Origin of the sequence: Streptomyces sp. NBC_00045 (assembly GCF_045041095.1) — a bacterium.
GTDB lineage: Bacteria > Actinomycetota > Actinomycetes > Streptomycetales > Streptomycetaceae > Streptomyces.
Genome location: NZ_CP108271.1, coordinates 1,992,714 through 2,011,972, shown reverse-complemented (window position 1 = coordinate 2,011,972; position 19,259 = coordinate 1,992,714). Strand labels below are relative to the sequence as shown.

Genomic DNA, 19,259 nt, shown 5'->3' with positions numbered 1-19,259 from the left:
CCTGTGCTCGGCCTGTGCCCGGCCTGTGCTCGGTCGGGTGCAGCGGGGGTGGGGTGGCGGTGTTTGGGTCAGAGCAGGGCGAACTGGCCCCCCGGGCCCTCCTCCTGGTGGTCCAGAACGGAGGCCGGGCGCCGGGCCCAGCGCGGCGGCGGCAGTACTCCCGCAGCCGCCGGCAGCAGCGGCCCGGGGGTGAAAGCCGCCCGCTCCGGAGCCAGATCGGCCAGCAGCGCCAACGTGGTCACCAGTGCCAGTAGCTCCGAGGTCCAGGCCTGCGGCCACTCGGCCGGACCGATCGCCTCCAGCCCGTCGGCCTGCGGGTCCCGGTGGGCGGTGCGGGCGGCGAACCAGGCCTCCAGCACGCGCGTGCCGCCCTGCACCTCGTACTCCCAGGCGCCCGGCGGCACGGGGGAGACCGTCCCGGCCCCCAGGCTCAAGGTCTCGCTCTCCGCGTCGTACGTGAGCCCCTCCGGCCAGGCCTGCACCGCCGAGCGCACGTACGGGCGCCGCCCGCCGGGCAACCGGGGCGGCTCGGCGCCGGGCCCGCCGCGCAGCTGGACGGTGAGCAGCCGGTGCCCCAGCTCCAGCCCGGCCCGCCAGCGCCCGGGGTCGGCGGTGAGCGGGACCTCGTACCCGCGGGGCCCGGGGCGGCCCGCCGCGAGGATCCAGCACAGCACGTCCTGCGGGGTCACCGGGCAGTCGTAGCGCTCGCCCAGCAGCGGCAGCAGGCCCGGCGCGAAATTGGGCTCGGCGCCGCCGGGGCGCCGGTGCAGCGGGCGGATCCGGCCCAGGCGGCCGGCCGGGAGGTGGGCGGTGACCAGCAGCTCCGGGGTCTCGACGGCGAAGAGCTGGTGTTCGTCGAGGACCCGCCACAGCTCCGGCCGGGCCGTGTCGATGAGCCGCTGGTCGGGCAGCAGCCACTGCTCGTCGAAGGGGTCGCGCAGCACCCGTACGGGGTCGGGGCAGGGGCCCGGCGCATCGGCGAAGCGGGCGGTCGACGGCGAGCGCTGTCCGGGCAGCGCGGCCGCCCCGGTGGTGGGCGTACGGGTCCGGGTCGGGCGGAACAGCCGGTCCCGCTCGGACCCTTCGGCGCCGGTCAGGGCCGCCCAGCGGGCGCGCAGGGCCGCGGGGTCGGGGGCCGCCACCCAGGCCCGGCCCAGGCGCAGGCCGCCCACGGCCCAGGGCATCAGATCGTCCAGCAGCGGTACGTCTTCGCTCACCCGGCAGATGGTAGCGACGGGCGGCGGCGACCGGGCTGCGCGCGGGCCGAAGAGATACGCTCCCTATGTACGGATATGTTCGGTGTTCCGTACGGATGGGTTCCGATGGCGAGGAGGCGGTCATGAGTCAGTACGACGAATACTCGACTCCGTCGCAGGCCGAGGGCGAGCGGCTCGACGAGGACATGGACGAGAAGGAGAAGATGCAGCGGCACCACCCGCAGACGACGCGGACCACGCCGTCGCAGGCGGAGGGCGAACGCAGCAGGGACGACGAGGAGAAGTAGCGTCGCGTCCTGCGGGGACGGTCGGCCGGCGTCGAGCGGTCGCGTGGCGTCGAAGGGTCAGGTGGCGTCGACGGTGACCGTGAACGAGAACCGGTCGCCCCGGTACCGGATCCGCGCCACGTCCACGACCCGGCCGTCCTCGTCGTACGTCACGCCCGTGTAGTGCAGGATCGGACTGAGCAGCGGCACCTGGAGCAGCTCGGCCGTCTCCGGGTCGGCCAGCCGCGCCTCGACCGTGTCCGTGATCCTGCTGATCTTCACTCCCACCACGTCACGCAGCACCTTCGTCATCGGCCAGCGGGCCAGATCGGCCAGGTCCACCGCCTCGGCCACCTCCGGGCGCACCGCGTTCTCCACCCAGTTGGTCGGCTCGCCGCTCTCGCCGTCATGGCGCAGCCGGCGGTACGTGACCACCTCGGCCGTGTCCGGGAAGTGCTCCAGCAGCTCCCCGGACACGACCGTCCGCTCATGGCCGAGGACCGTCGTGCGGTCGCCCGACTGCTGCGCGACGATGGCGTCGACCGAACCCAACAGGCGCACCGGCGCCCCGCGCCGAGCACCCGGCTCGATGAACGTGCCGCGCCGCCGGTGCCGGCTGATCAGCCCCTCGCCCTCCAGCTCCTTGAGCGCCTGGCGCATGGTCAGCACGCTCACCCCGTAGTGCTCGGCGAGCTGCTCCTCGGTGGGCAGGCGCAGCGAGGCGTCCGGGGTGCGCCCCAGTATCGAGGCGCGCAGCGACTGCGACACCTGGTACCAGAGCGGCAGCTTCCGGTTGAGCACGAGCGAGTCGGGGGCGAAGGCGGTCACGGGTGGTTCTCCGTACGGACGGGGCGTGGGGCGCGCGGGGCGCCGTGCGTGACACACGGCGCGCTGTGCGTGGCGCGTAGCGATACTAGGCGCGGAAGTGCCGCTGGAGACCCTGCCAGACGTCGTCGTATCCGCGCTGGAGGTGATCGGCGCCGGCCGCCTGGGTGGTGGCGGTGATCGGCCAGCGGGTTTCGAACATGAAGGCCAGGCCGTCGTCGATCTTCTGCGGCTTCAGCTCGGCGGCGCTCGCCCGGTCGAAGGTCTCCCGGTCCGGTCCGTGCGCGGACATCATGTTGTGCAGCGAGCCGCCGCCGGGGACGAAGCCTTCCGCCTTGGCGTCGTAGGCGCCCTCGATCAGGCCCATGTACTCGCTCATGACGTTCCGGTGGAAGTACGGCGGGCGGAAGGTGTCCTCGCCGACCAGCCAGCGCGGGGCGAAGACCACGAAGTCCACGCCCGCGAGCCCCGGGGTGTCGGAGGGCGAGGTCAGCACGGTGAAGATCGACGGGTCCGGGTGGTCGTAGCTGATGGAGCCCAGGACGTTGAAACGACGCAGGTCGTACACGTACGGGGTGTGCGTGCCGTACCAGGCGACCACGTCGAGCGGGGAGTGGTCGTGGGTGGCGGCCCAGAGGTTGCCGCAGAACTTGTTGATCACCTCGGTCGGGCGCTCGACGTCCTCGTACGCGGCCACCGGGGCCCGGAAGTCGCGCGCGGCGGCGAGGCCGTTGGCGCCGATGGGGCCAAGGTCGGGCAGCTCGAAGGGGCGGCCGTAGTTCTCGCAGACGTACCCGCGGGCGTCGTCGTCCAGCAGCTCCACCCGGAAGCGCACGCCGCGGGGGATCAGGGCGACCTCGCCCGGGCCGGCGCTGAGCAGGCCGAGCTCGGTGCGCAGCAACAGGCCGCCGCGCTCGGGGACGATCAGCAGCTCGCCGTCGGAGTCGCTGAACACCCGGTCGGTCATGGAGGCGTTGGCGGAGTAGAGGTGGATGGCCATGCCGCTGCGCTGGGTGGTGTCGCCGTTGCCGCCGAGGGTCCACAGGCCCGCCAGGAAGTCGGTGCCGGGGGCCGGGTCGGGCAGCGGGTTCCAGCGGAGCCGGTTGGGGTCCGCGGGGGCCTCGGTGAAGGGTGCGGAGCGCAAGGCGCCGTTGTCGATCCGGGCGAACGGCGGGTGGGCCGCCGAGGGGCGGATGCGGTAGAGCCAGGAGCGGCGGTTGTGGTTGCGGGGCTCGGTGAAGGCGCTGCCGCTGAGCTGCTCGGCGTACAGGCCGAGGGGTGCGCGCTGGGGCGAGTTGCGGCCGGGCGGCAGGGCGCCGGGGACGGCTTCCGAGCTGTGCTCGTTGCCGAAGCCGGTGAGGTATTCCAGTGCCTCCGCCGTCTTCCTGGCCTGCTCGCTCATGGGTGCTCCCGCTCTGTGACTGTCGAAGGAATCCTATGGTTGACAGTAGGATTCCGCGGCGCGCGCGTCAATGGCTCCCCGGGCTGCCTGGCCGGATCGGGCCGGTGGGGGAGGCCGGGGCGGGTGCGTCGTGCCGATTGGCGGTGCCGCGGGGGATCCAAAAAGATGAACATTGCTCTACTCTCACGCGCATGTCGTGGACCCGCAGGTTCCCTGCCGTGCCGGCGGCGCTCCTCGCCGCCCTCCTCGCCCTCGTGTCCCTCTTCGCCGCCGCGCCCGCCGCACGCGCGCACGAGGAGCGCCCCGTGACCCTGCCCGACGGCTCCGGGTCCGTGCCGCAGTACCGGAAGGCCGAGCCCGACCTGCTGGTCTGCAAGACCGACCGGCCCGCCTTCGAACGCCGGATATCCGCCTTCCCCGAGGAGCTGAAACAGCGCAACCTCGCCCTGTACGAGCGCTGCGAGAAGAGCGGCTACCGGCACCTCCAGGAAGCCGTCGACGCGGTGGACCGGCCCGGCATGAACATCGCGATCCTCCCCGGCCTGTACGAGGAGGAGCCCTCACTGCCGAAGCCGGCGGGGGAGTGCGCCGCGCTCAAGGCCCCCAACTCCGCGCTCGGCTACCAGATCCTCAGCTACGAGCAGCAGGTGCAGTGCCGGCACAACCAGAACCTCGTCGCCGTCCTCGGCAAGACGGACCTACAGATCGAGGGCACCGGCGCCACCCGCCTCGACGTCGTCATCGACGCCAAGTACCAGAAGCTGAACGCCATCCGCGCCGACAAGTCGAACGGCATCTACTTCCGCAACTTCACCGCGCAGCGCACCACCTTCAACTCGCTGTACGTCCTCGCGGGCGACGGGTTCGTCATCGACGACGTACTGACCCGCTGGAACGACGAGTACGGCTTCCTGACCTTCGCCAGCGACCACGGGCTCTACAAGAACTGCGAGTCGTACGGGAACGGCGACTCCGGCATCTACCCCGGCAGCGCCTCCAACATCAACGACGGCCGCGGCTACGAGGTCCCGCGCTACTCCATCGAGATCACGGGCTGCCACAGCCACCACAACATGGTGGGCTACTCCGGCACCGCGGGCGACTCGGTCTGGGTGCACGACAACGAGTTCGACCAGAACATGGGCGGCGCCTCGATGGACAGCGCCTTCCCCGGGCACCCCGGGCTCCCGCAGAACCACGCCAGGTTCGAACGGAACCTGATCCACGACAACAATGCCGACTACTACGGGTACGTCGCCGACGGCACCTGCGCCAAACCGCCGATCGAGCGCGGCTACGAGCAGGGGGTGGTCTGCCCGCAGATCTCCATGCCGCCGGGCACCGGCATCATCACCGCGGGCGGCAACTGGAACGTCTACGAGAACAACTGGGTGTACGGGCACCGGCGCGCGGGCTTCTTCCTCTCGGCGGTCCCCGCGTTCATCCGCGGTGAGGAGAAGTGGTCGAAGCAGGCCGACACCTCCCACCACAACCGCTACGCCGGGAACGTGCTCGGCAAGGACAAGTCCGGCGCCGACCGTCCCAACGGCATGGACGTCTGGTGGGACGGCCAGGGCCGCGGAAACTGCTGGCAGTCCGGACCCGCCGGCTCCACCCCGGGCACGCTCCCCGAGTGCGGCGAGCGCCGAGGCGCGGTGTCGGGCGGTTCGGCCCGGCTGGTGGGCGAGCCCGTCAAACTCGCCCAGCTGCTGGTCTGCGCCGACTACAGCGTCCAGGCGCGCAAGCTCCCGGCCGGCTGCGACTGGTACGGCGCACGCGGCCTGGAGCGGGTGGAAACCCAGATCGCGCTGGCGGCGGCGGCGGTGCTGGCGCTGGTGGGCGGGGTGCTGTGGCGGCGCCGCCTGCGCGGCTCCCGGCTGGGCACGGCTGCCTCGCTGCTGGGCCTGGCCGGGCTGGCCCTGGACGTGGCCGGCTCCACCACGCCCCTCGTCGGCACCTTCGTCCCGGCCCTGGCGCTGCTCCTGCTGGGCCTGTGGTGGACGGGCGCGGGCATCGCCCTGCGGCCCACCCGCCCCTGGCTGGCGCGGCTGACCCTGCTGCTGGCGGCGCTCACCCTCCTGGACGCCTTCGACAAGGCCGTCCTGATGATCCCCTGGATCCCCGTCGGCCCCGCCTGGATCCGTGCCCTCCTCGCCGTCCCCTGGATCCTCTGGGCCACCGTCGCAGCCGCCCGCCCGACCCGCCCGGCGTCCCCGCCCGCGGCCGACCCCGATACCGATCCCGCAGGCGGTGGACGGGGCGCCGGGACCGTGGTGACCGAAGGAGGAGCGCAGTGACCGGCGACCGGACCGCGGACCCCGTCCGGTGCGACGGCTGCGCAGTGCCACCCCTCGGGGTGCGGTCCCGGAGGGCGGCCCGCACCGCGGCCCTGCTCGCACTCGTCCTGCTGCTCGTCGGCGGCGCGGCGACGGGCTGCGGCGGACGGGCGACCACCCACCACAAGCCCGGCACCAGCCACGAGCAGGCCACCGGAAGCGTCGGCACCCTGCTCGACGCCCAGGACCCCGGCGGGCACCGGCTCCGCGAGATCCCGGCCGAGGGCGCGCCGCAAGTCCAGCTCACCGCCCGCCCCGACTCCGAGGACGGCTGGAACCTCCAGCTGACGGTGAAGAACTTCCGCTTCACCCCTGACAGCACCGGCGGCGCCGCCCTCCCGGGCGCGGGCCACGCGCACCTGGAGCTCGACGGCCGCAAACTGGCCCGGCTGTACGGCCCCTGGTTCCACCTGCCCGCCTCGCAGGTCCCCGAGGGCGCGCACACCCTGACCGTCCGCCTCTACGCGGACGACCACACCGCCTGGGCCGTCGCCGGCAAGACGATCGAGGGCACGCTGCAGCTCACCGCCGCCGCCCCGGGCCAGCCCGGCGGCCACAGCCACACCCCACCCTCGCCGACGCCGTCCGATGTGCAAGCCGACCGCACCGTCACCCTCACCGTCCGGGACGGCAAGGTGACCCCCGCCCCCGGCCGCACCGAGCTGCGGCGCGGCGAGCGCGTCGCCCTGCGCGTCACCAGCGACCGCGCCGACACCCTCCACGTCCACGGCTACGACAAGGAACTCGCCCTGCCGGCAGGCCAGGAAGCCACCCTGGTCCTGACGGTCGACCGTACGGGCCTCTTCGAGGTCGAGACCCACGAGTCCGACCTCGTCCTGACCCAGCTCCTCGTCCGGTGACCCGGCCCGCGCCCACCCGGCCCACACCGCCCGCGCCCACCCGGCCCCAGCCCCATCCGGTCTGTACCCACGCGGCACCGTTCCCCTTCCGCGGTGGGGAACGGGGCCGTGCAGGCGGCCCGCGATGATCCCGGTCGGGCCGGGTCTCGTACCCGCCGCGGGCAGCGGTGGCGGGGGCCGGGGCGTGGTCCTTCGCCCGGCCGATCCGCCCACCCTGCTCGCGCACGGGATCGGGTCCCAGCACGATCTGCCGATCTCTCCCTTCTACGCGTTCGCCGGTGCCTTCGCCGCGCTGTTCGTCTCCTTCCTCGCGCTCGGTCTGCTGTGGTCCTCCTCCCGCTTCCGCGGCGACCGGTCAGGCAGCGCACTGCCCGCCGCCCTGGAGCGGATCGCCGACGCGCCGGCCACCCGCACCGCCCTGCGCGGGCTCGGTCTCGCCGCCGCGCTCGCCGTCCTCCTCCTGCTCCTCCTCGGTCCTGACGATCCCGCGCGCAACCCCGCCCCCGGCGCCGTCTACGTCCTCCTCTGGGTCGGTCTCGTCCCCGCCTCCCTCCTCCTCGGCCCCGTCTGGCGCCTGATCAACCCGCTCCGCACCCTGTACTGCCTGTACCGCCGGTTGCCCCGCGCCCGGCGTCACGCGCCCGCCCCCCTGCCCGCCCGGCTCGGCCAATGGCCCGCCGCCGCCGGACTGTTCGCCTTCACCTGGCTCGAACTCGCCGCTCCGGATCCCGCATCCACCACCACCCTCCTGACCGCCCTCACCGGCTACGCCGCCGTCCAACTCGCGCTCGCCGCCCGCTTCGGCGAGCGCTGGTTCGCCGACGCCGACGCCTTCGAGGCGTACTCCGCCCTCCTGGCCCGGCTCTCCCCCCTCGGCCGCCGTAGCGACGGCCGCCTCGTACTCCGCAACCCCTTCCACGGACTCGACGCGACACCCGAGCGGCCCGGACTCGTCGCCACCGTCTGCGTCCTACTCGGCTCCACCGCCTACGACGGCTACTCCGACAACCCCTCGTGGATCAACACCCTCCAGACCTCCCCCCTCGGCCGCACCCCCACGGCCACGCTCGGACTCCTCGCGTCCATCGCCCTCGTCGCCACCCTGTACTGCCTGTGCGCAGCGGTCACCCGCCTCGTCTGCGGCCCGCACCCGGGCCCGTTGACCGCCTTCGCGCACTCACTCGTACCGATCGCAATCGGCTATCTCGTCGCCCACTACTTCTCCCTCCTGGTAACCGAAGGACCACGCACGGTAAGCATGGCACTCGGCACTGACAACGCCCCAGAACCCTTGCCACCACTGGGCCCCGGCGGCCTCGCAGCCCTCCAGGTCATCGCCGTCGTCACCGGCCACGTACTCGGCGTGATCGCGGCCCACGACCGCTCCGTACGCCTCTTCCCGCCCGCCAGGGCCGTCGCCGGGCAGCTGCCGCTGCTCGCGCTCATGATCACTTACACGATCGGCGGGATCGGTCTGCTCCTGAACTGACACTCCTGCCGAACGGAGGGGTCGGGAACGGCATGATGGACTCCGTGCCCCCCGCCCACCCCTTGCGCCGGACGCCGATCCAGCAGCGCAGCGCCGACCGGCTCGCCCGGATCCTCGACGCCTGCGCCGAACTCCTGGACGAGACCGGGTACGAGAACCTCAGCACCCGCACCGTCGCCCTGCGCGCCGGAGTGCCCATCGGCTCGGTCTACCGCTTCTTCGGCAACAAACGGGCCATGGTCATCGCCCTCGCCCACCGCAACCTCGACCAGTACACCGACGGCATCGCGGAACGCCTCGCCGCCCTCCCGGCCGGCGGCTGGCGCCCCGTCGTGGACGCCGTGCTGGACGAATACCTGGCCATGAAGCGCACGGTCCCCGGTTTCGCGCTCGTCGACTTCGGGGTGCCCGCCCCGCCCGCCGAGGGCCCGGCCGCGGACCCCAACCGGCTGGTCGCCGTACGCCTCACCGAACTGCTCGGCGCGCACCTCGGCCTGACCCCGGACGCGACCCTGGAACGGGCGGTCCTGGTCGCCGTCGAGGCCACGGACGCGCTGACGAAGCTGGCCTTCCGCGCCGACCCGGCCGGGGACCCCGGCATCGTGGCCGAAACCCGGGCCATGATGCACGCCTACCTCGCCCGCGTGCTCGACTGACCCGCCCCGTCCCCGCGCCCATCCCCGGCCCAGCCCGCGCTGCCGGGCCCGCCTCCAGGGCCTCCCCGCCGTGCCTACCGGTCGGTATGCTCGGCTCGCCGGCGTGTTCACGTCGCAGCCTGCCGTCCCTGGAGGGCCCATGCCCCGCACCGCCCTGCGCATCTGCCCCCTCTGCGAAGCCACCTGCGGCCTCACCCTCACCATCGAAGGCACCGCCGTCACCGGCGCGCGCGGGGACCGCGAAGACGTTTTCAGTCGTGGGTTCATCTGCCCCAAGGGCGCGGCGTTCGGTGCGCTCGACGCCGACCCCGACCGGCTGCGGACGCCCCTCGTCCGCCGCGACGGCCGGCTCCGGGAGGCCACCTGGGACGAGGCGTACGAGGCCGTCGCCGCCGCGATCCCGGCCCTCGTGCAGGAGCACGGCGCCCAGTCCGTCGGCGTGGTCCTCGGCAACCCGAACGTGCACACCATGGCGGGCGCCCTCTATCCGCCGATCCTGCTCAAGGCCCTCGGCACCCGCAACCTCTTCACCGCCAGCACCCTCGATCAGATGCCCAAGCACGTCTCCAGCGGGCTCCTCTTCGGGGACCCATTCGCCATCCCGGTCCCCGACCTCGACCGCACCGACTTCCTGCTGCTCCTCGGCGCCAACCCGGTCGAGTCCAACGGCTCCCTGTGCACCGCCCCCGACTTCCCCGGCCGGCTCAAGGCGCTGCGCGCCCGGGGCGGCACCCTGGTCGTCGTCGATCCGCGCCGCACCCGGACGGCCAAGCTCGCCGACCGCCACTTGGCGCCGCGCCCCGGCAGCGACGCCCTGCTGCTGGCCGCCCTCGCGCACACCCTCCTCGCGGAGAAGCTCGCCGCCCCGGGCGCGGTGGCGGAACGGACCGAAGGGATCGGGGAACTCGCGGAAGCCCTCGCGAGTTTCACTCCTGAGGCCGTTGCCCCCGCCTGCGACCTCACGGCCGCCGAGATCCGCGACCTCGCCCGCGACCTCGCGGCCGCGCCCACCGCTGCCGTCTACGGGCGGATCGGCAGCTGCACCGTCGAGTACGGCACGCTCGCCAGCTGGCTGGTCGACGTGCTGAACATCCTCACCGGCAACCTCGACCGGCCCGGGGGAGTCCTCTTCCCGCTGTCGGCCGCCGGGCCGCGGCCGCGCCCCGGCGGACCCGGCAAGGGGTTCACCCTGGGCCGCTGGCGCAGCCGGGTCAGCGGCCACCCCGAGGCCAAGGCCGAACTGCCCATGGCCGCCCTGGCCGAGGAGATCGAGACGCCGGGGGAGGGGCGGATCCGCGCCCTGGTCGCCATCGCCGCCAACCCGGTGCTGTCCGCACCCGACGGGCGGCGCCTCGACGAGGCCCTGGCCGGGCTCGACTTCATGGTCAGCATCGACCCGTACCTCAACGAGACCTCCCGCCACGCCCACGTCGTGCTGCCTCCGCCGCCGCCCTCGCAGAGCGCGCACCACGACTTCGCCTTCAACGGGTTCGCCATCCGCAACCAGGCGCGCTACACCCGCGCCGCCGTCCCGCTCGAAGCGGGCCGGCTCGACGAGTGCGAGATCCATGCCCGCCTCGTCCTCGCCGTCTCCGGCACGTACGGTTCCGCCACCCCGGCCGCCGTCGACGACATGGTCATCCGAGGCACCCTCGCCAAGGAGACCGCCGACCCGCACTCCCCGCTGCACGGGCAGGACCCGGCGCGCCTGGCCGGTCTGCTCACCGGGGAGAGCGGCCCCGAACGGCGGCTGGACCTGATGCTCCGACTCGGGCCGTACGGAGACCGGTTCGGCGCCGGCTCCGCCCCGCAGGCGGGGACGGGGGCGGGAACGGACGAGGGCGCGGGGCTCAGCCTGGAGCGGCTGCTCGCGCACCCGCACGGGATCGACCTGGGCCCGCTGCGGCCCCGGCTCCCGGGCGTGCTGAAGACGCGCAGCGGCAGGATCGAGCTGTTCCCGGACCCGATCGCGGCCGATCTCCCCAGGCTGCGCGCGGCGCTCGCCGACCGCCCCGCCGCCCTGGTGCTCGTGGGCCGCCGCCATCTGCGGTCCAACAACAGCTGGCTGCACAACGTTCCGGCCCTCACCGGAGGTTCCAACCGATGCACGCTCCAGGTGCATCCGCAGGACGCCGGGCGGCTCGGCCTCACCGAGGGCGGAATGGCCCGGATCACCGCCGACGGCGGCAGCCTGGAGGTTCCCGTCGAGGTCACCGACACCGTACGGACCGGCGTGGTGAGCCTTCCGCACGGCTGGGGCCATGACCGCGACGGGGCCCGCCTCTCCGTCGCCTCCGCCGCGCCGGGCGCCAACGTCAACCAGCTCCTCGACGGCTCCCGGCTCGACCCGCTGTCCGGCACGGCGGTGCTCAACGGTTTCCCCGTCGAGCTGACACCCCTGCCCTGAGCTGGGGTTTTGCTCGTATTGCTCACGCTCGGACGTCTTGTTGACACAAGGAGGAGACACCTACGTTCCCTGCATGCTGACCTTCCTCGGCTTCGCCATGATCGCCACCTTCCTGGTCCTGATCATGATGAAGAAAATGTCGCCCATCGCGGCGCTCGTCCTCATCCCCGCGCTGTTCTGCGTGTTCGCAGGCAAGGGCGCCCACCTCGGCGACTACGTCATCGACGGCGTCGGCAAACTCGCGCCGACCGCCGCCATGCTGATGTTCGCCATCGTCTACTTCGGCGTGATGATCGACGTCGGCCTGTTCGATCCGATCGTGCGCGGCATCCTGCGCTTCTGCAAGGCGGATCCGGTACGGGTCGTGGTCGGCACCGCGGTCCTCGCCGCGATCGTCTCGCTCGACGGCGACGGATCGACCACCTTCATGATCACCGTCTCGGCCATGTACCCGCTCTACAAGCGGCTCGGCCTCAGCCTGGTGGTCATGACGGGCGTCGCCGCCACCGCCAACGGCGTCATGAACACCCTGCCCTGGGGCGGCCCCACGGCCCGCGCCGCCACCGCACTCAAGCTCGACGCCTCCGACATCTTCGTGCCGATGATCCCCGCCCTCGCGGTCGGTCTGCTGTTCGTGTTCGGCCTGGCGTACGTCCTCGGCCTCAAGGAACGCCGTCGGATCGGGAAGCTGGTCCTCCCCGGCGCCGAGGAGCCGGCGTCCGGGCAGGCTCCGGAGCCCGCTGAGGAGCGCCTGCTGGTCGCCACCACCGGATCCGCCGACGCAGGAACGGCCACCACCGGGTCCGCGGGGTCCGCCTCGGACTCCACCTCCGTTTCCGTTCCCGCCTCCGGCGCCGTGACCTCCGGCTCCGCCGCGCAGGAGGACGGCTTCCAGGGACTCGACCCCCGCCGCCCGACCCTTCGCCCGCGCCTCTACTGGTTCAACGCCGGCCTCACCGTCGCCCTCCTCACCGCGATGATCACCGAGCTGCTCCCCATCCCGGTGCTCTTCCTCCTCGGCGCCGCCCTCGCCCTCACCGTCAACTTCCCGCACATGCCCGACCAGAAGGCCCGGATCGCCGCGCACGCCGACAACGTCCTGAACGTCGCCGGCATGGTCTTCGCCGCTGCCGTCTTCACCGGAGTCCTCAGCGGCACCGGCATGGTCAAGCACATGGCCGACTGGCTCGTCGACGCCATCCCCGAGGGCATGGGCCCGCACATGGCCCTGGTCACCGGCCTGCTCAGCCTGCCGCTGACCTACTTCATGTCCAACGACGGCTTCTACTTCGGCGTCCTGCCGGTGCTGGCCGAGGCGGGCGCCGCCCACGGGGTCTCCCCGCTCGAAATCGCCCGCGCCTCGCTGGTCGGCCAGGCCCTGCACATGTCCAGCCCGCTGGTTCCCGCCGTCTACGTCCTGGTCGGCATGGCCAAGGTCGAGTTCGGCGACCACACCCGCTTCACCGTGAAATGGGCGGCCCTCACCTCCCTGGTCGTCCTGGGGGCAGGGATGCTTTTCGGAATCATCTGACCCCGGACACCCCTGGCACACCGAAAACTACCGACGCTAGTTTGTAGGGTGGTCGAACGAGGTCAGGTCGCTACGCGCTGGTGCGTGTTCGGGAGGAAAGCCATGAAGGCCCAGGACGGGATGTACATCGACGGCGCATGGCGGCCGGCCGCCGGGCGCGAGCGGATCGAGGTGGTCAACCCGGCCGACGAGCAGGTCATCGGCGGGGTCCCGGCCGGAAACGCCGACGACGTGGACGCGGCCGTACGCGCGGCACGCGCCGCCTTCCCCGGCTGGGCGGCCACGGCTCCGGCCGAGCGGGCCGCCCTGATCGCGGCGCTCCGCGACGTGCTGGTCGCCCGCAAGGGCGAGTTCACCGAGATCATCACGGCCGAACTCGGCTCCCCGCGGGGCTTCTCGGAGATGGTCCACGTGGGCGCGCCGATCGCGGTGTCCTCTTCGTTCGCCGAGCTGGGGGCCTCGTACGCCTTCGAAGAGCGCATCGGCAACTCCACGGTGCTGCTGGAGCCGGTCGGTGTGGTCGGGGCCATCACGCCCTGGAACTACCCGCTGCACCAGATCGTTGCCAAGGTGGCGCCCGCTCTCGCCGCCGGCTGCACCCTCGTCCTCAAGCCGGCCGAGGACACCCCGCTGACCGCACAGCTCTTCGCCGAAGCCGTGCACGAGGCGGGCATCCCGGCCGGCGTGTTCAACCTGGTGACCGGGACCGGCCCGGTCGCCGGCCAGGCGCTGGCCGCGCACGAAGGAGTCGACCTCGTCTCCTTCACCGGCTCCACCGCGGTCGGCAAGCAGATCGGCGCCACGGCCGGCGCCGCCGTCAAGCGCGTCGCCCTCGAACTCGGCGGAAAATCGGCCAATGTCATCCTGCCCGGGGCCGACCTGGCCAAGGCCGTCGCGGTGGGCGTGGGCCACGTCATGAACAACTCCGGCCAGAGCTGCAACGCGCTCACGCGGATGCTCGTCCACCGCGACCAGTACGAGGAGGCCGTCTCCCTCGCGGCCGCCGCCGTCGCCAACTACCCCTCCGGCGACCCCCTCGACCCGGGTACCCGCCTCGGCCCGGTCATCAACGCCAAGCAGCGCGACCGCGTGCGCGGATACATCGCGAAGGGCATCGAGGAGGGCGCGCGCCTCGTGGCCGGCGGCCCCGACGCGCCGCACGAACAGGGGTACTTCATCGCCCCGACCGTGTTCGCCGACGTCACGCCCGAAATGACCATCGCGCAGGAGGAGATCTTCGGCCCCGTGCTGTCGATCCTCCCGTACGAGGACCAGGACGAGGCCCTGCGCATCGCCAACGGCACGGTGTACGGGCTGGGCGGCGCGGTCTGGGCGGCTGACGAGGAGACCGCCGTCGCGTTCGCGCGGCGCATGGACACCGGGCAGGTGGACATCAACGGCGGGCGCTTCAACCCGCTCGCGCCCTTCGGCGGCTACAAGCAGTCGGGCGTCGGCCGCGAGCTCGGCCCGCACGGCCTGGCCGAGTACCTCCAGACCAAGTCCCTGCAGTTCTAGCCCCTCGCTCGCAAACCGCACCGCAGCCCGCGTCCCGCAGCCCCGAGCCCCGAGCCCCGAGAGATGGAATCGACCATGGTCCGCGCCGCCATCCTGCCCGCAGTCGGAGCCCCGCTGGAGATACGGGAGATCGTCCTGCCCGATCCCGGCCCCGGTCAGGTCCGGGTGCGGCTCGCCGCAGCCGGTGTCTGCCACTCCGACCTCTCCCTCGCCGACGGCACCATGACGGTTCCCGTCCCCGCCGTGCTCGGCCACGAGGGCTCGGGGACGGTCCTCGCGGTCGGCGAGGGGGTCACCCATGTCGCTCCGGGCGACGGGGTGGTGCTCAACTGGTCCCCGTCCTGTGGGCAGTGCCACCACTGCTCGATCGGCGAGGTCTGGCTCTGCGCGAAGGCGCTCAGCGGGGTCGGCGCGGTCTACGCCCACGACGCCGAGGGCACGCCGCTGCACCCGGGGCTGAACGTGGCCGCGTTCGCCGAGGAGACGGTCGTCGCGGCCAACTGCGTGCTGCCCGCGCCCGCCGGGATCCCGCTCGCCGAGGCCGCCCTGCTCGGCTGTGCGGTCCTCACCGGCTACGGCGCCGTCCGCAACAGCGCCCGGGTGCGTCCCGGTGAGTCCGTCGCCGTCTTCGGTGTCGGCGGGGTCGGCCTGGCCGCCCTCCAGGCCGCGCGGATCGCCGGGGCGGGCCCGATCGTCGCCGTCGACGTCTCCCCGGCCAAGGAGGAGCTGGCCCGGGCGGCCGGGGCCACCGAGTTCGTACTCGCCTCCGACACGACCGCCAAGCAGGTCCGCGCACTCACCGGCGGGCAGGGCGCCGATGTCGCCGTCGAGTGCGTCGGCCGGGCGGAGTCCATCCGCGGAGCCTGGGACTGCACCCGTCGCGGCGGCCGCACCACGGTCGTCGGCATCGGCGGCAAGGACCAGCGGGTCGCCTTCCACGCCCTGGAGATCTTCCACTTCGCCCGCACCCTCACCGGCTGCGTGTACGGGAACAGCGACCCCGCGCGCGATCTCCCGGTGATCGCCGAGCATGTCCGTGAGGGCCGCCTCGACCTGGCCTCCCTGGTCACCGACCGCATCACGCTCGACGGCATTCCGGCCGCCTTCGACGCGATGCTCACGGGCAAGGGTGGCCGCTCGCTGATCGTGTTCTAGGGGGCGGACGCCCCCCCGTAGCCGCGCCCGGCGCCGACCCGCCGGGTGCCGGCTCGCCCGGCGCCCGGCCCGGCGTGGTTCGTCAGGCCGGGTGCTTCGGTTCCGTCTCCCGCGCGGTCAGTGCCTCGTGCTGGAGGGCCAGACCGTCCAGCAGGGCCGCGAGGCCCGTTTCGAAGGCGCCGTCGTCCACCTCGCGCCTGCGTTCGGCCAGTAGGTGGGCCTGGCCCAGGTGGGGGTAGTCCGACGGGTCGTACGCGGCTTCGTCGTCCACGAAACCCCCGGCGAAGGAGCCGACCGCCGAGCCCAGGATGAAGTACCGCATCAGGGCGCCGATCCGGGTCGCGTGGGCCGGTGGCCAGCCCGCCGCCGTCATCGCGCCGAACACCGCGTCCGCCACCCGCAGTCCGGCCGGGCGCCGGCCCGGGCCGCGCGCCAACACCGGCACGATGTTCGGATGGTCGGACAGTGCGTCCCGGTACGAGTGCGCCCAATCGTGCAGGGCGCCCCGCCAGTCCCGACCCGCCCCCGGGTCGAACATCGACAAGTCGACCCTCGCGCTCACCGCGTCCGCGACCGCGTCCAGGATCTCGTCCTTCGTGCGGAAGTGGTTGTAGAGGGAGGGCCCGCTGACCCCCAGGGCGGCGGCCAGCCGCCGGGTCGACACCGCCTCCAGCCCCTCCGCGTCGACCAGCGCGCCCGCCGCCTCGACGATGCGGTCTCTGCTGAGGAGGGGCTTGCGCGGTCTGGCCATGCGCCACATAGTAGGGCCTGCCCGCCAAAAACTACCGGTGCTAGTTAATCTCGCGCCGGACCGCCCGGAGGTGCCCGGTGAACCTGGAGCTGAGCGAGGAGCAGGAAGCCGTACGCCGGCTCGCCCGCGAGTTCACCGAGCGCGAGATCGCCCCGTACGCCGCCGAATGGGACCGCGCCGAGAGCGTCGACCGGGCCATCGTCAAGAAGCTCGGCGACCTCGGCTTCCTCGGCCTGACCGTCCCCGAGGAGTACGGCGGCTCCGGAGGCGACCACCTCGCCTACGTCCTCGTCACCGAGGAGCTCGGCCGCGGCGACTCCGCGGTGCGCGGGATCGTGTCCGTCTCCCTCGGTCTGGTCGCCAAGACCATCGCCGCGTGGGGGACCGAGGGCCAGAAGCGCGCCTGGCTGCCCCGCCTCTGCTCCGGTGACGCGCTCGGCTGCTTCGGCCTGACCGAGCCCGGCACCGGCTCCGACGCCGGCAGCCTCACCACCCGCGCCGTGCGCGAGGGGGACGCGTACGTCATCAGCGGAAGCAAGATGTTCATCACGAACGGCACCTGGGCCGACGTGGTCCTCCTCTTCGCCCGTACCAACGACGAGCCCGGCCACCGCGGGATCTCCGCCTTCCTCGTCCCCGCCGACACCCCCGGGCTCACCCGCCGCGAGGTCCACGGCAAGCTCGGTCTGCGCGGCCAGGCCACCGCCGAACTGGCCCTCGACGGGGTCCGCGTCCCCGCCTCGGCGATGCTCGGCCCCGAGGGCAAGGGCTTCTCCGTGGCCATGTCCGCGCTGGCCAAGGGTCGGATGTCGGTCGCCGCCGGGTGCGTCGGCATCGCGCAGGCGGCGCTGGACGCGGCGCTCTCGTACGCAGCCCAGCGCGAGCAGTTCGGCAAGCCCATCGCCCACCACCAGCTGGTCCAGGAGCTGATCGCCGACATCTCGGTCGACGTGGACGCGGCCCGGCTGCTGACCTGGCGGGTGGCCGACCTCGTCGACCGCGGGCAGCCCTTCGCCACCGAGTCCTCCACCGCCAAGCTCTTCGCCTCCGAGGCCGCCGTGCGGGCCGCCAGCAACGCCCTCCAGGTGCACGGCGGCTACGGCTACATCGACGAGTACCCGGCGGGCAAACTGCTGCGCGACGCCCGCGTGATGACCCTGTACGAGGGCACCAGTCAGATCCAGAAGCTGCTGATCGGCCGGGCCCGCACCGGCGTCTCCGCCTTCTGAGTACGCACCTTTTCGGGCCCGCACCCTTCTGAGTACGGGTCTGAGTACGTGCGCGGATGTGGCCCCGGTCACGCCGCCCGATGCTGGGTCCATGAACGAGACACCGGTCAAGCAGCGCAACTCGGCGGCGTACTACGGCCAGGCCGTCGCGTCCTTCGCGGTCGCCATCTGTGCCGTGGCCTTGGGGATCTATCACCTCCAGGTCGACGGCTGGGTCCGCGCCTTCCTCGGCATCGCGGTCCTCTACCTCACCACCTCGGCCTTCACCCTCGCCAAGGTGATCCGCGACCGCCAGGAGCTGACGCAGATCGTCACCCGGGTCGACCAGGCCCGGATGGAGAAGATCATGGCCGACTACGACCCCTTCCAGCCGAAGGTCTGAGAGGGAGCCGCCATGTCGCCCATCTCGGCTAAGCGCTTGCTCACCCTCCGGTAAGGTGTTCCTTCCACAGGAACGAAGAGGGTGAGCGAGCGATGGACAGCGCGGAGGAGACGACCGGCGGCTACCGGCCGTGGTCGGAGGTCACCCCCGACGCCGCGCGGCGGCTGCTCGTTGCCGCCGTCGAAGCGTTCGCGGAGCGCGGGTACCACGCCACCACCACGCGTGACATCGCGGGACGGGCCGGAATGAGTCCGGCCGCGCTCTACATCCACTACAAGACCAAGGAAGAACTGCTCCACCGGATCAGCCGGATCGGCCACGACAAGGCCCTGGAGATCCTGGAGACCGCCGCTTCCGGCCCGGGCACGGCCGCCGAGCGGCTCGACGCCGCCGTGCGGTCCTTCGTGCTCTGGCACGCCGCACACCACACCACCGCGCGCGTGGTCCAGTACGAGCTCGACGCCCTCGCTCCGGAGCACCGCTCCGAGATCGTGGCACTGCGCCGGCAGAGCGATGCCGCCGTGCGCCGCATCCTCGCCGACGGCGTCACGGCGGGGGAGTTCGACGTGCCCGACGTCCCCGGCACCACCCTCGCCGTCCTGTCCCTGTGCATCGACGTGGCCCGCTGGTTCAACACGGCCGGCCGTCGTACGCCCGACGAGGTCGGCGCGCTCTACGCCGACCTCGTGCTGCGCATGGTGGGCGCGGTCCCGGACGGTCCCGGCGCGTCCGCCACCCCCGGCGCGCTTCAGAAGTAGTAGCGGGACACCGACTCCGCAACGCACACCGGCTTGTCGCCGTCCTCGCGCTCGACCGTGACCGTCGCCGTGACCTGGACGCCGCCGCCCGCCTCCGTGACCTCGGTGATCACGGCGGTGGCGCGCAGCCGCGAATCGACCGGCACCGGCGCCGGGAAACGCACCTTGTTCGTGCCGTAGTTGATGCCCATCTTCATGCCCTCGACCCGCATGATCTGCGGGACCAGGCTCGGCAGCAGCGACAGTGTCAGGTAGCCGTGGGCGATGGTGGAGCCGAAGGGCCCGTCCGCGGCCCGCGCCGGGTCCACGTGGATCCACTGGTGGTCACCGGTGGCATCGGCGAACAGGTCGATCCGCTTCTGGTCCACCTCCAGCCACCCGCTCGGACCGAGCGGCTCCCCGATCCCTGCGCGCAGCTCCTCGGCGGACGTGAAGATCCTCGGCTCGGCCATGCCTCTCCCTCTCCTGGGCGAATAAGCG

17 protein-coding genes are annotated in these 19,259 nt (G+C 72.8%); 12 read left to right on the top strand and 5 right to left on the bottom strand.

Annotated features, from left to right (window positions below):
• Window positions 1-68 precede the first annotated feature (68 nt).
• Window positions 69-1,184 carry a type ISP restriction/modification enzyme gene (locus OHA65_RS09535; protein WP_328765159.1) on the bottom strand — a complete coding sequence of 372 codons (1,116 nt, stop codon included), beginning with the start codon at window positions 1,182-1,184 and terminating at the stop codon, window positions 69-71.
• Between the two features lie 155 nt (window positions 1,185-1,339).
• Between OHA65_RS09535 and OHA65_RS09530 the strand changes: the two genes are divergently transcribed.
• Window positions 1,340-1,504, top strand: a complete 165-nt coding sequence (locus OHA65_RS09530; RefSeq protein WP_327282699.1) for a hypothetical protein — start codon at window positions 1,340-1,342, stop codon at window positions 1,502-1,504.
• 57 nt (window positions 1,505-1,561) lie between these two features.
• On the opposite strand, the gene OHA65_RS09525 is transcribed toward OHA65_RS09530, so the two are convergent.
• A complete protein-coding gene (locus OHA65_RS09525) occupies window positions 1,562-2,311 on the bottom strand; it encodes a GntR family transcriptional regulator (protein WP_327282698.1) in 750 nt (249 codons plus the stop codon).
• Window positions 2,312-2,396: 85 nt separating this feature from the next.
• Window positions 2,397-3,710, bottom strand: coding sequence for a homogentisate 1,2-dioxygenase (gene hmgA / locus OHA65_RS09520; RefSeq protein ID WP_328762276.1), 1,314 nt, complete (start codon window positions 3,708-3,710; stop codon window positions 2,397-2,399).
• A gap of 191 nt (window positions 3,711-3,901) precedes the next feature.
• Here hmgA and OHA65_RS09515 point away from each other — a divergent pair, with 191 nt between their 5' ends.
• From OHA65_RS09515 to OHA65_RS09480, 8 genes are all read left to right on the top strand, one after another.
• Window positions 3,902-6,007, top strand: coding sequence for a right-handed parallel beta-helix repeat-containing protein (locus OHA65_RS09515; RefSeq protein ID WP_328762274.1), 2,106 nt, complete (start codon window positions 3,902-3,904; stop codon window positions 6,005-6,007).
• 59 nt (window positions 6,008-6,066) lie between these two features.
• Window positions 6,067-6,906 carry a hypothetical protein gene (locus OHA65_RS09510; protein WP_329316338.1) on the top strand — a complete coding sequence of 280 codons (840 nt, stop codon included), beginning with the start codon at window positions 6,067-6,069 and terminating at the stop codon, window positions 6,904-6,906.
• A 124-nt stretch (window positions 6,907-7,030) separates the two neighbouring features.
• Window positions 7,031-8,395 (top strand): hypothetical protein, encoded by a 1,365-nt coding sequence (locus OHA65_RS09505; protein ID WP_327282695.1) that lies wholly within the window; start codon window positions 7,031-7,033, stop codon window positions 8,393-8,395.
• 35 nt (window positions 8,396-8,430) lie between these two features.
• A complete protein-coding gene (locus OHA65_RS09500) occupies window positions 8,431-9,051 on the top strand; it encodes a TetR/AcrR family transcriptional regulator (RefSeq protein WP_327285588.1) in 621 nt (206 codons plus the stop codon).
• A gap of 139 nt (window positions 9,052-9,190) precedes the next feature.
• On the top strand, window positions 9,191-11,458 hold the full coding sequence (locus OHA65_RS09495; RefSeq protein WP_405761740.1) for a molybdopterin-dependent oxidoreductase: 2,268 nt from the start codon (window positions 9,191-9,193) through the stop codon (window positions 11,456-11,458).
• Window positions 11,459-11,531: 73 nt separating this feature from the next.
• Window positions 11,532-12,989, top strand: a complete 1,458-nt coding sequence (locus OHA65_RS09490) for a CitMHS family transporter (RefSeq protein WP_405761738.1) — start codon at window positions 11,532-11,534, stop codon at window positions 12,987-12,989.
• Window positions 12,990-13,091: 102 nt separating this feature from the next.
• Window positions 13,092-14,504, top strand: a complete 1,413-nt coding sequence (locus tag OHA65_RS09485; RefSeq protein ID WP_328762267.1) for an aldehyde dehydrogenase family protein — start codon at window positions 13,092-13,094, stop codon at window positions 14,502-14,504.
• A 75-nt stretch (window positions 14,505-14,579) separates the two neighbouring features.
• The gene (locus tag OHA65_RS09480; RefSeq protein WP_328765158.1) at window positions 14,580-15,659 is read left to right on the top strand and encodes a Zn-dependent alcohol dehydrogenase; all 1,080 of its coding nucleotides are present in this window, start codon (window positions 14,580-14,582) and stop codon (window positions 15,657-15,659) included.
• A gap of 82 nt (window positions 15,660-15,741) precedes the next feature.
• Here the strand turns inward: OHA65_RS09480 and OHA65_RS09475 are convergent, their stop codons facing one another.
• Complete coding sequence (locus OHA65_RS09475) at window positions 15,742-16,410, bottom strand: TetR/AcrR family transcriptional regulator C-terminal domain-containing protein (RefSeq protein WP_328762266.1); 669 nt, start codon at window positions 16,408-16,410, stop codon at window positions 15,742-15,744.
• A gap of 77 nt (window positions 16,411-16,487) precedes the next feature.
• Between OHA65_RS09475 and OHA65_RS09470 the strand changes: the two genes are divergently transcribed.
• From OHA65_RS09470 to OHA65_RS09460, 3 genes are all read left to right on the top strand, one after another.
• The gene (locus OHA65_RS09470) at window positions 16,488-17,639 is read left to right on the top strand and encodes an acyl-CoA dehydrogenase family protein (protein WP_405761737.1); all 1,152 of its coding nucleotides are present in this window, start codon (window positions 16,488-16,490) and stop codon (window positions 17,637-17,639) included.
• A gap of 91 nt (window positions 17,640-17,730) precedes the next feature.
• Complete coding sequence (locus OHA65_RS09465) at window positions 17,731-18,021, top strand: YiaA/YiaB family inner membrane protein (RefSeq protein ID WP_327282689.1); 291 nt, start codon at window positions 17,731-17,733, stop codon at window positions 18,019-18,021.
• Between the two features lie 92 nt (window positions 18,022-18,113).
• The gene (locus OHA65_RS09460) at window positions 18,114-18,779 is read left to right on the top strand and encodes a TetR/AcrR family transcriptional regulator (protein WP_327282688.1); all 666 of its coding nucleotides are present in this window, start codon (window positions 18,114-18,116) and stop codon (window positions 18,777-18,779) included.
• Here the strand turns inward: OHA65_RS09460 and OHA65_RS09455 are convergent.
• A complete protein-coding gene (locus OHA65_RS09455) occupies window positions 18,770-19,231 on the bottom strand; it encodes a MaoC family dehydratase (RefSeq protein WP_327282687.1) in 462 nt (153 codons plus the stop codon). The two genes, OHA65_RS09460 and OHA65_RS09455, sit on opposite strands and share 10 nt — an antisense overlap.
• Between the last annotated feature and the right edge of the window lie 28 nt (window positions 19,232-19,259).

What these genes read in the sequence shown, in the direction of transcription:
- OHA65_RS09535 (WP_328765159.1), bottom strand. Translation starts at nt 1,184, where the DNA reads ATGCCCTGGGCCGTGGGCGGCCTGCGCCTGGGCCGGGCCTGGGTGGCG.
- OHA65_RS09530 (WP_327282699.1), top strand. Translation starts at nt 1,340, where the DNA reads ATGAGTCAGTACGACGAATACTCGACTCCGTCGCAGGCCGAGGGCGAG.
- hmgA (WP_328762276.1), bottom strand. Translation starts at nt 3,710, where the DNA reads ATGAGCGAGCAGGCCAGGAAGACGGCGGAGGCACTGGAATACCTCACC.
- OHA65_RS09515 (WP_328762274.1), top strand. Translation starts at nt 3,902, where the DNA reads ATGTCGTGGACCCGCAGGTTCCCTGCCGTGCCGGCGGCGCTCCTCGCC.
- OHA65_RS09505 (WP_327282695.1), top strand. Translation starts at nt 7,031, where the DNA reads ATGATCCCGGTCGGGCCGGGTCTCGTACCCGCCGCGGGCAGCGGTGGC.
- OHA65_RS09500 (WP_327285588.1), top strand. Translation starts at nt 8,431, where the DNA reads ATGGACTCCGTGCCCCCCGCCCACCCCTTGCGCCGGACGCCGATCCAG.
- OHA65_RS09495 (WP_405761740.1), top strand. Translation starts at nt 9,191, where the DNA reads ATGCCCCGCACCGCCCTGCGCATCTGCCCCCTCTGCGAAGCCACCTGC.
- OHA65_RS09490 (WP_405761738.1), top strand. Translation starts at nt 11,532, where the DNA reads ATGCTGACCTTCCTCGGCTTCGCCATGATCGCCACCTTCCTGGTCCTG.
- OHA65_RS09485 (WP_328762267.1), top strand. Translation starts at nt 13,092, where the DNA reads ATGAAGGCCCAGGACGGGATGTACATCGACGGCGCATGGCGGCCGGCC.
- OHA65_RS09480 (WP_328765158.1), top strand. Translation starts at nt 14,580, where the DNA reads ATGGTCCGCGCCGCCATCCTGCCCGCAGTCGGAGCCCCGCTGGAGATA.
- OHA65_RS09475 (WP_328762266.1), bottom strand. Translation starts at nt 16,410, where the DNA reads ATGGCCAGACCGCGCAAGCCCCTCCTCAGCAGAGACCGCATCGTCGAG.
- OHA65_RS09465 (WP_327282689.1), top strand. Translation starts at nt 17,731, where the DNA reads ATGAACGAGACACCGGTCAAGCAGCGCAACTCGGCGGCGTACTACGGC.
- OHA65_RS09460 (WP_327282688.1), top strand. Translation starts at nt 18,114, where the DNA reads ATGGACAGCGCGGAGGAGACGACCGGCGGCTACCGGCCGTGGTCGGAG.
- OHA65_RS09455 (WP_327282687.1), bottom strand. Translation starts at nt 19,231, where the DNA reads ATGGCCGAGCCGAGGATCTTCACGTCCGCCGAGGAGCTGCGCGCAGGG.